The following is an 8,230-nucleotide window of genomic DNA, read 5'->3' as shown; positions in this document are numbered from 1 at the left end:
GATCGACAGAAGCCTGTGTTCGACCTGGATGACCAGGTCACGGGCTTCGGCCGCCGACATGTTGCCGCGCCCCGAAACCAGCACGACGGCCTGTTCAGGTTCTTCGTCGATGAAGAACTGGACACCGGTGGGGTTCGCCGCGAACGCCATGAAGATGGCGGCACCGGAACCGACCAGGATGAACAGGGCGGCAATGTTGCCGACGGGGTTGCCGGCGAACAGTTTCAGGATGCGAACATAGATCCCGGTGAACCCGCTGACCTTCTTGACGTCGAAGGCTTCCGTTCCGGAGAGCGCTGCGGCTTCCGACCGCTCCAGCTCGGCCCGCCTTGCCGCACGTGCCTGTGACCACCGGACAACCGGGCGCAGCACCTTGTAAGACACATAGGTTGCAACAATGAAAGTCAGAAGGCCGCACAGAACTGCGAGTCCCTGTGCCATTTCTGCCAGGCCAGTACCGGCAAGTGCTGCAGGTACGAACGGGCCCATGGCGATGGTGGCACCGAAAACCAGCCCCGCCACCAACGCCAGGATCAACGTTGCATGACGGCTCAGCCAGTGCGAGACCGCGGCAAAGATACCGCCGGTGACCGGCAGGAACACCATGGCCGTGAACAGCGAAGCGGTCAGGACGATGATGACCATGATCGGCAGGTAACTCATGAACTCGCCTGCGACGCCCGGCCAAAGGAGCATCGGCAGGAAGGCCACCAGCGTCGTTGCCGTGGACGAGACGATCGGCCAGAACATCAGCCGGGCGGCACGGATATAGGCTTCCCGGTCTTCCATGCCTTCATGGATTTTCCGGTCCGCGTATTCCGTCATCACGATGGCGCCGTCGACCAGCAGGCCGACGGTCAGCACCAGGCCGAACATGACCATGTTGTTGACCGTGTAGCCGACGCCGCCGAGGATCAGGAAGCCGACCATGAAGGAGGTCGGGATCGCGAGCCCCACCAGCAGAGCCGAGCGCAGACCGAGCGCGGCCAGCACCAGGATCATCACCAGGAAGATCGCAGTCAGGATCGAGGACTGCAGCGAACCGAGCACCTCGAAGATGTTGTTGGACTGGTCCAGCATCATGTTGACGTGGATCGTCTCCGGCCAGTCCTTTGAAGCGTTTTCAACCACGTCGCGAACGGCGGTGTTGTTCTCGATGATGTTGGTGCCGATGCGCTTGACCACCTGAAGGGCGATGGCCGGATTGCCATTGACGCGTGTGTAGGCGTTGGCGTCCTTGAACGTGCGCCGGATTTCGGCAACGTCGGCCAGGGTCACCACGCCTTCGCCGCTCTGTTTCAGCGGCAGGCTGTAAACATCTTCGGCGGTTTCGACGAGGCCGGGCACCTTGACGTTGAAGCGGCCCTTGCCGCCGTCGATGAACCCGGCAGGCACCAGCTGGTTGTTGAGTTGCAGCGAATTGAGCAATTCCTGCTGGGTGATCGAGTAGGATTCCAGCTTCTGGGTGTCGATCAGGACTTCAAGAAGTTCTTCCCGGTGACCGGTGAGGTCGGCGGACCGGACAGTGTCGATTGCCTCGATCTGGTCCTTGAGCCGGCGAGCGTGCTGATAGAGCGTGCGCTCCGGAACATTGCCCGACAGCGCGATGATCATGGTCGGAGCGAGCGCGAAGTTCATTTCCGTGATCGTCGGCTCTTCGGCCTCGTCCGGCAGCTTGCTCTTGGCCTGGTCGACCTTGTCGCGGACATCCGCGAGCGCTTCGTCCTTGTTGAACGAGATGTCGAACTCGAGGACGATGCCCGCGTGGCTTTCCGACGCGATCGCGGTGATTTCCTTCAGGCCGTCCAGCCCGCGCAACTCGGTCTCCATGGGCCGCACGAGCAGGCGTTCGGAATCTTCCGGCGAAATGCCCTGCTGAGCGATCGAAATATAGAAGATCGGCAGGTCGATGTCCGGGCTGGCTTCCTTCGGGATGGAAATATAGGTGGCGACGCCGGCTACGATCAGCGCCAGCATCATCACGAACACCGTCTTTGGGCGCCGGAGGACGCCTTCCAGCATGTCTATCATTGGCTCACCTCTGCCGTCTCGAAGACCGGTTCCACAAGTTCTCCGTCAGAGACGTATTCCTGCCCCACGGTGATGGCGACCACTTCATCCGGCAGCCCGCCAATCCACATTCCATCCTGTTCGCCGCCCAGCACCCTGACCGGGTAGAAGACGGTCCTGTTGTTCTCGTCGACGGCGCGTATGCCCACCTGACCCGCATCGTTGAGCGTCAGGATCGCCGGTGAGATCTTGTGTGCCTTTTCGGAGGCGAGCGGCAGCAGGGTGACGGCGGTCACGCCGTCCCGGGCCTCGCCGTCCGGATTGGGCAGCTCGACTTCGATACGGAAGGTCCTGGTGTCCGGGTTTGCCGACGGCGAGATGTAGCGCACCTTGCCGTGGAAGGTCTCCCCCGTCACCAGTTCGACCGTCGCCTGCATGCCCAGAGAAACGTCGCCGATGTTGAGTTCAGACACTTCGCCGATTGCGATCATCGGATCGGCGTCGACCACCGTCGCGCAAATGCCGCCTTGTTCGAGCTGCGCGCCGACATCCGCCAGCGGGCTCTGGATGACACCGTCTATCGGTGAGCGGATGACAGTATGCTCAAGCTCCAGTTCGGCTTCCTTGAGCCGTGCCTTTGCAGCATCAAGTTGGGCTTTGACCGCTGCGAGGCGGGTCTGTGTGCCGAAACCCTTGTTTTTCAGCTGCGTGGCCGCGGCGTGATCCAGCTCTGCCTGGGCAAGGGCGGCCTTGGCCTCAAGAATGCGCGCCTCACGCGTTCCCCGGTCAAGCACGCAAAGCACGTCTCCTGCCGACACATGCTCGCCCTCATGCGCGGGCAACTCGACGACATCGTCGGTGGTTTCAGAGCGGACGGCGACCTTGGCTTCGGCCTCGGTCCGGCCGCGCACTTCCAGCACCGCACGCCGGTCCTCCGCAATCAGGCGCTCGACTTTGACCCGGAAAGCCTTGACGGTTGTTTCACTGATCCGCAGAGCCGGAGGCGGCGTGGCATGTTCGCTGTCACCGACACCGCCGATCACCATTGTGCCGCTGTACATCCACGCGCCGATTGCCGCCGTCAGACCGGTGGCCAGGATGTAGGAAAATTTCACGTGCATATGTTTCTAACTCCAGAAATCCGGGCCTACTCGGCAGCTGCCACGACAGGCTTGGCTGCGTCTTCAGCAATCTTGATCAGGGCTTCGCCATGTTCTTCGAGATAGGCGAGGGTAAAATTCATGCAGGCGATCCCGTAGTCGCTTGTCCAGTCGGAACCTGGGTGCGGGCAATCGCATTCCTTGTGGCATTCCAGCAGCAGGCGCAGTTCCTCCTGCACCTGAGCCTTGCGCCGCTCGACAGCTCTTCGCACGACTTCGGGCGGAAGCAGGCCCGCGTTCAGGGCGATCAGCAGGAACGGCGACTTGAAGGTGTCCGGTGCTTGCGGTTCGCACAGGGAATTGACGAATTCGACGCGTCCGGCGTCCGTGATGGAATAAACCTTCCTGCCCGGTTTGCCGGCCTGCGGTTCCTCGCGCACGGTCACCAGGCCTTCGGACTCCAGACGGGCCAGGGCGGGATAGATCGAACCGAAACTGGCGTCATCGAAATAGCTGAACCGGCCCTCGGTGGATTCCTTCCGGATTTCGTATCCGGTGGCGTCTCCGAAGGACAGGATCGCCAGACACAGACTGCGTACACTCATCGGTATCTCCACGCACGGGAGCGTCCTCCCGGCTCGGCAGACTTCTTCAGGTCGGTGTATCGGTGGTTCGACGGCACCCGTAACCCTGTAAGAAGTGACATATGTTGGTTCGATATATCGAACAAATATATGCCCTTTCGGCGGGTTTCAAGTGTGTGATGCACAATTCTACCAAAAATAGAAGAAATTAACAGGCGCAACAAAAACGGGATTCTACTCGTTTCAAATGACAGGTTGTTGAAGACTGGCTATCGGCGCTACGCTGAGTGTGTTCTTTGCACCAGCAGCCGCCGGAGAAACCCGCATGCCCCGCTTTGGCAAGGCGTTCATTCGCCCAGGATTGCCCGCAGATCCATTGCTTCGGCTACTGACCGTCAATGGTCTTGCCGGACTGGCGGTTGCCGCCCTGGTTCTTGCCGGCATTTTCCTGACCAATATCGGCAATCTGCGCAATCTTGTGCTCAATTCTGCCGAGCCTGTCATTCCCGTAATCCTGCTCGCCTGCGGACTGGCGGTTACCCTGGGGTCGGTCGTCATAGGGTCCGCGATCATGCTGCTGGGAGAGGGCCGGCGGGGAGGCGGCACACCTCGGAAAGTCTCTCACCTGTTCACCCACAGGCAACTGCGGCCCGTTCCGGTCAAGGCGACACGTGGGACCGGCAAGCACCCGGCACACTGATGAAGCCATCACCCTCTCGCGGTGCCGCCGCTTGGCGTTAATGCGCCAAGGTGTGAGGACCGGTGCCCGCCTTGGCCGTCATTGCCGGGCGCGGGGTGAAGTCGGCAAAAACGATCATGGCGGCGGCAGCCAGAATCAACAGCAACCCTGCTGATGAAAGCCTCATCTCTCCTGTCCTTTCCCGGGCGAACTGAACGCGCATCTTGTTGGGTCCGATTCCTAAGCGTGTTGCGCCGCTTATAGGCGGGGCCATCTAAGGCCTCGGTAACAAGACATGTAAAATTTTACGCATTGACATATCTGACAGCCGGAATTTCCCGTAAAGCGAACGCGAGGCAGGTGTTCAACGGCTGCAGGACGTCCACCTGATAGCCTTTTAAAAGGGGTGTTGGAACTGGCTGGAGCATCTGTTTTTTCAGCGTGATGATTCGCTATGCGCTTGAATAAGGTACGTTTTCAGCGTTAACCAAATTCCTTAAAATTTATCTTGATATCGACCGGACCCGTTGCCTGCGGTACTTCAATGATCTACGACCTTGAGTAGGTTAGGAATTCATTAACCAATACATAGGGTTGCAATGAAGTACTTTGCTCGAAACTGGAACGTGTTTGCTTTTGCATTTTTTTTCCTCCTTGCCGCACTGGTCGTTGCCGTCAGTCCGGATCGGGCGGTTGGCCTGATGCAGACCGTGGTCGAGGACGCAGAAGAAGTCGGAGACCTGGCGCGCGGCGCCTACCGAGACATCAGCAGCGTGAACCTGCGGGAGGCTGCGGAAGAGGCCAGGTCATTCTACGTCGCGGCCCTCCGCATGCCGAGTTTGTTGTTCGAGCGCATCGCGGATCAACTGCGGGAGGTCGCGAGGTCAAAAGCCATTCACATTCAGGCGCAAGTGTCCGACCAGTTTGGAGCATGGTCCGGCGCAACGCTCATGTGACACGGCGGCTCGTCAAGTCACACGGCCGCCAGGGCCAGCGCGATTCCCTGACCGACGCCGATACACATCGTGGCAAGGGCCAGTTTTCCGCCACGCTTTTTCAGTTCGAGGGCAGCCGTTCCGGCAATGCGTGCACCTGACATTCCCAGGGGATGTCCGAGTGCAATCGCACCGCCGTTTGGATTCACATGTTCGCCGTCCTCAGGCAGGCCGAGATCGCGCATGACGGCCACGGCTTGGGCGGCAAAGGCCTCGTTCAGTTCGATGACATCGAATTCAGCCAGTGCAATGCCGTGACGGGCACAGAGCTTGCGCGTGGCGGGAGCCGGGCCAATGCCCATGATCCGCGGAGGCACGCCGGCCGTTGCACCGCCGACGATCCGGGCAATTGGCTTGAGATTGTATCTTTCAACTGCTGCCTCCGATGCTATCAGCAAGGCTGCTGCGCCATCGTTGACACCGGAGGCATTGCCCGCGGTGACCGTACCGTTTTCCCGGAAGGGCGTCTTGAGGCCGGCAAGCGTGTCAATGGTCGTATTGGCTCGCGGATGTTCGTCCTTGCTGACGAGAACCGGATCGCCCTTGACTTGCGGGATCATGACCGGAACGATTTCCTCCGCCAGGCGGCCGTTTTCCTGGGCCTTTACGGCCCGTTGCTGGCTGCGCAGGGCGAAGGCATCCTGGTCCTCGCGGGAAATGGCAAAGTCTTCCGCGACGTTCTCCGCTGTTTCCGGCATGGAATCGATGCCGTACTGGCTTTTCAGAAGTGGATTGACGAAACGCCAGCCGATCGTCGTATCGTGGATTTCGGCATTGCGTGCAAAGGCGGTGCCGGCCTTGGGCATGACAAAGGGCGCCCGCGACATGCTTTCGACGCCGCCTGCAATCGCCATGTCGATTTCACCGGCCTTGATGGCCCGGGCCGCTGTCATGACGGCATCCATGCCCGATCCGCATAGCCGGTTGAGGGTCAGCCCGGGCACAGTGTCCGGAAGGCCCGCGAGGAGGGCGGACATGCGCGCGACGTTGCGGTTGTCTTCGCCAGCCTGGTTGGCGCAGCCCAGAAACACATCGTCGATCTCCGCCCAGTCCGTATCCGGATTGCGTTCCATCAGAGCCCCGATAGGGATCGCGCCAAGATTATCCGCACGCACGGATGAAAGCGTGCCGCCGTAGCGGCCAATGGGCGTACGGACATAATCGCAGATGAAAACGTGGTGCATCTGATCTTCCCCGCTTCTGGTTCCGCTGCGGCCGATGGCCCTCCTGCCCATCGGCCGGCCTGGCTGAAGTCTTGCCGAAACACCGGAACGAAGGCAAGAAAACGTCACGCGAAAGAATTGGTCTCAGCTGTCCTGTGACGGTTCTGAATGCCTGAGGATGTCGTCTTCGTCGAGATAGGTTCCGGATTGTACCTCGATCATGCGAACCGGAATCCGGCCGGGATTGCGCAAGGTGTGCAGCGCCCCGAGAGGAACGTAGGCCGACTGGTTTTCCGTCAGCAGGCTTGTCCGTCCGTCGATCGTGATTTCCACCGTACCGGACACGACGATCCAGTGTTCGGCCCGGTGCAGATGGCTCTGCAGGCTGATGCTTTTGCCCGGATTGATCATCATGGACTGCACCGCAAACCGGTCACCTGTGTTGATGCGTTCCGTGTAGCCCCAGGGCTTGTAGGCACGCGGGTGCTGCTCGGCTTCCTTCCGGTTTTCGGCCTTCAACTGCTCGACCACGGTCTTGACGTCTTGCGCCTTGTCCTTGTGCGCTACCAGCACGCTGTCGGTGGTGGCGATCACCATGACATCTTCCAGTCCGATGACGGAGACAAGGCCGCGTTCCGCGTAGGCAAGGCAGTTTCTGCTGTCCAGAAAACGGGAATCGCCTAGCGCCGAGTTTCCGTCTTCGTCCTTGTCCAGAACGGTCCAGATCGCCGACCAGGACCCGAGATCGTCCCAGTCGGGCGCCACCGGAGCGCAGGCGACATTCGCCGCCTTTTCCATGATCGCGTAGTCGATCGAGATATTGGCGAGCTTTTCAAAGCTCGCCTGGTCCAGCCGCGTGAAGTCCAGATCACTGTGTCGGGTTGTCATGACCGCCTGAACGTCCTCGAACAACGCCGGTTGCAACTGCTTGAAAGCATCGATCATCGTCTGCGCGGAATAAAGGAAGATGCCGGCGTTCCATGCGTAGCTGCCGTCTTCCAGAAACGCCTGTGCCCGGTCGAGGTCCGGTTTCTCGACAAAGGCTTCCACCGGCCGCACGGCATCGCCGCCCGGCGCTACCTTGATATAGCCATAGCCCGTATTGGGTTCCGTCGGTGTGATGCCGAAGGTGACGATCGAGCCTCCCTTGGCCGCTTCCCGGGCGGAAAGCACAGTGTCGATGAAATGGTCTTCCTTCTGGATCAGGTGATCCGAAGGGAGCAGGAGAATGAGTGCATCGGGGTCTGTCTCGGCGGCAATCAGCGCCGCCATCAGGGCCGGAGCGGCCGTGTTGCGGCCTACCGGTTCCAGAACGATGGAGTTGGCTTCTAGGCCGAGTTCCGAAAGCTGCTCGCCGATGAGAAACCGGTGGGCATTGCTGCCGATGACGATGGGAGCGGCGAAGCCGGCGCGTCGCACGCGCTTGCAGGTTTTCTGGAAAAGGCTTTCACCACCGAACAAAGGGAGAAACTGCTTGGGCCTGTCCGGCCGCGACAGCGGCCAGAGCCGGGTCCCGACGCCACCAGACAAGATACAAGGGTAAATCATGAGCACGTCCTGAAATAATGCGGCTGGGTCCCCCGGGACGGGGCCGGTTTGATCCGGACCCTACTCATCGCCGGATCGTGTTGCAAGAACCGGACTTGACGTCTACTTATGTAATAACGTAACGCGGGCGGTCGTTCGATTCCGCGCATCA

Annotated in this window: 8 protein-coding genes; 2 read left to right on the top strand and 6 right to left on the bottom strand. The window is 60.3% G+C overall.

Features of this window, described 5'->3' with window-relative positions; translation table 11 throughout:
- The 3 genes from ACQY7U_RS04885 to ACQY7U_RS04875 form a co-directional block, all read right to left on the bottom strand.
- Positions 1-2,031 (bottom strand): efflux RND transporter permease subunit (locus ACQY7U_RS04885; RefSeq protein ID WP_428642578.1); only part of this gene is annotated, 2,031 nt, incomplete at its 3' end.
- Positions 2,028-3,131 carry an efflux RND transporter periplasmic adaptor subunit gene (locus ACQY7U_RS04880; RefSeq protein ID WP_428642575.1) on the bottom strand — a complete coding sequence of 368 codons (1,104 nt, stop codon included), beginning with the start codon at positions 3,129-3,131 and terminating at the stop codon, positions 2,028-2,030. The genes ACQY7U_RS04880 and ACQY7U_RS04885, both read right to left, overlap by 4 nt.
- Before the next feature lie 26 nt (positions 3,132-3,157).
- Positions 3,158-3,715 (bottom strand): PadR family transcriptional regulator, encoded by a 558-nt coding sequence (locus ACQY7U_RS04875; RefSeq protein ID WP_428642573.1) that lies wholly within the window; start codon positions 3,713-3,715, stop codon positions 3,158-3,160.
- Positions 3,716-4,019: 304 nt separating this feature from the next.
- On the opposite strand from ACQY7U_RS04875, the gene ACQY7U_RS04870 reads away from it, so the two are divergent.
- On the top strand, positions 4,020-4,394 hold the full coding sequence (locus ACQY7U_RS04870; protein WP_428642570.1) for a hypothetical protein: 375 nt from the start codon (positions 4,020-4,022) through the stop codon (positions 4,392-4,394).
- A 37-nt stretch (positions 4,395-4,431) separates the two neighbouring features.
- On the opposite strand, the gene ACQY7U_RS04865 is transcribed toward ACQY7U_RS04870, so the two are convergent.
- On the bottom strand, positions 4,432-4,560 hold the full coding sequence (locus ACQY7U_RS04865) for a hypothetical protein (RefSeq protein WP_428642568.1): 129 nt from the start codon (positions 4,558-4,560) through the stop codon (positions 4,432-4,434).
- Between the two features lie 439 nt (positions 4,561-4,999).
- On the opposite strand from ACQY7U_RS04865, the gene ACQY7U_RS04860 reads away from it, so the two are divergent.
- Positions 5,000-5,329: a hypothetical protein gene (locus tag ACQY7U_RS04860; protein WP_428642565.1), complete on the top strand. Its 330-nt coding sequence runs from the start codon at positions 5,000-5,002 to the stop codon at positions 5,327-5,329.
- Positions 5,330-5,346: 17 nt separating this feature from the next.
- On the opposite strand, the gene pcaF is transcribed toward ACQY7U_RS04860, so the two are convergent.
- Positions 5,347-6,552, bottom strand: a complete 1,206-nt coding sequence (gene pcaF, locus ACQY7U_RS04855; RefSeq protein ID WP_428642563.1) for a 3-oxoadipyl-CoA thiolase — start codon at positions 6,550-6,552, stop codon at positions 5,347-5,349.
- A 123-nt stretch (positions 6,553-6,675) separates the two neighbouring features.
- Positions 6,676-8,079 (bottom strand): mannose-1-phosphate guanylyltransferase/mannose-6-phosphate isomerase, encoded by a 1,404-nt coding sequence (locus ACQY7U_RS04850; RefSeq protein ID WP_428642561.1) that lies wholly within the window; start codon positions 8,077-8,079, stop codon positions 6,676-6,678.
- Between the last annotated feature and the right edge of the window lie 151 nt (positions 8,080-8,230).

It is taken from the genome of Roseibium sp., from assembly GCF_050301095.1.
Classification (GTDB): Bacteria; Pseudomonadota; Alphaproteobacteria; order Rhizobiales; family Stappiaceae; genus Roseibium.
This window is presented reverse-complemented; position numbering and strand designations above follow the sequence as displayed.

Excerpts from the sequence above, each read along its gene's own strand:
- ACQY7U_RS04880 (WP_428642575.1), bottom strand. The coding sequence starts at position 3,131 with ATGCACGTGAAATTTTCCTACATCCTGGCCACCGGTCTGACGGCGGCA.
- ACQY7U_RS04875 (WP_428642573.1), bottom strand. The coding sequence starts at position 3,715 with ATGAGTGTACGCAGTCTGTGTCTGGCGATCCTGTCCTTCGGAGACGCC.
- ACQY7U_RS04870 (WP_428642570.1), top strand. The coding sequence starts at position 4,020 with ATGCCCCGCTTTGGCAAGGCGTTCATTCGCCCAGGATTGCCCGCAGAT.
- ACQY7U_RS04865 (WP_428642568.1), bottom strand. The coding sequence starts at position 4,560 with ATGAGGCTTTCATCAGCAGGGTTGCTGTTGATTCTGGCTGCCGCCGCC.
- pcaF (WP_428642563.1), bottom strand. The coding sequence starts at position 6,552 with ATGCACCACGTTTTCATCTGCGATTATGTCCGTACGCCCATTGGCCGC.
- ACQY7U_RS04850 (WP_428642561.1), bottom strand. The coding sequence starts at position 8,079 with ATGATTTACCCTTGTATCTTGTCTGGTGGCGTCGGGACCCGGCTCTGG.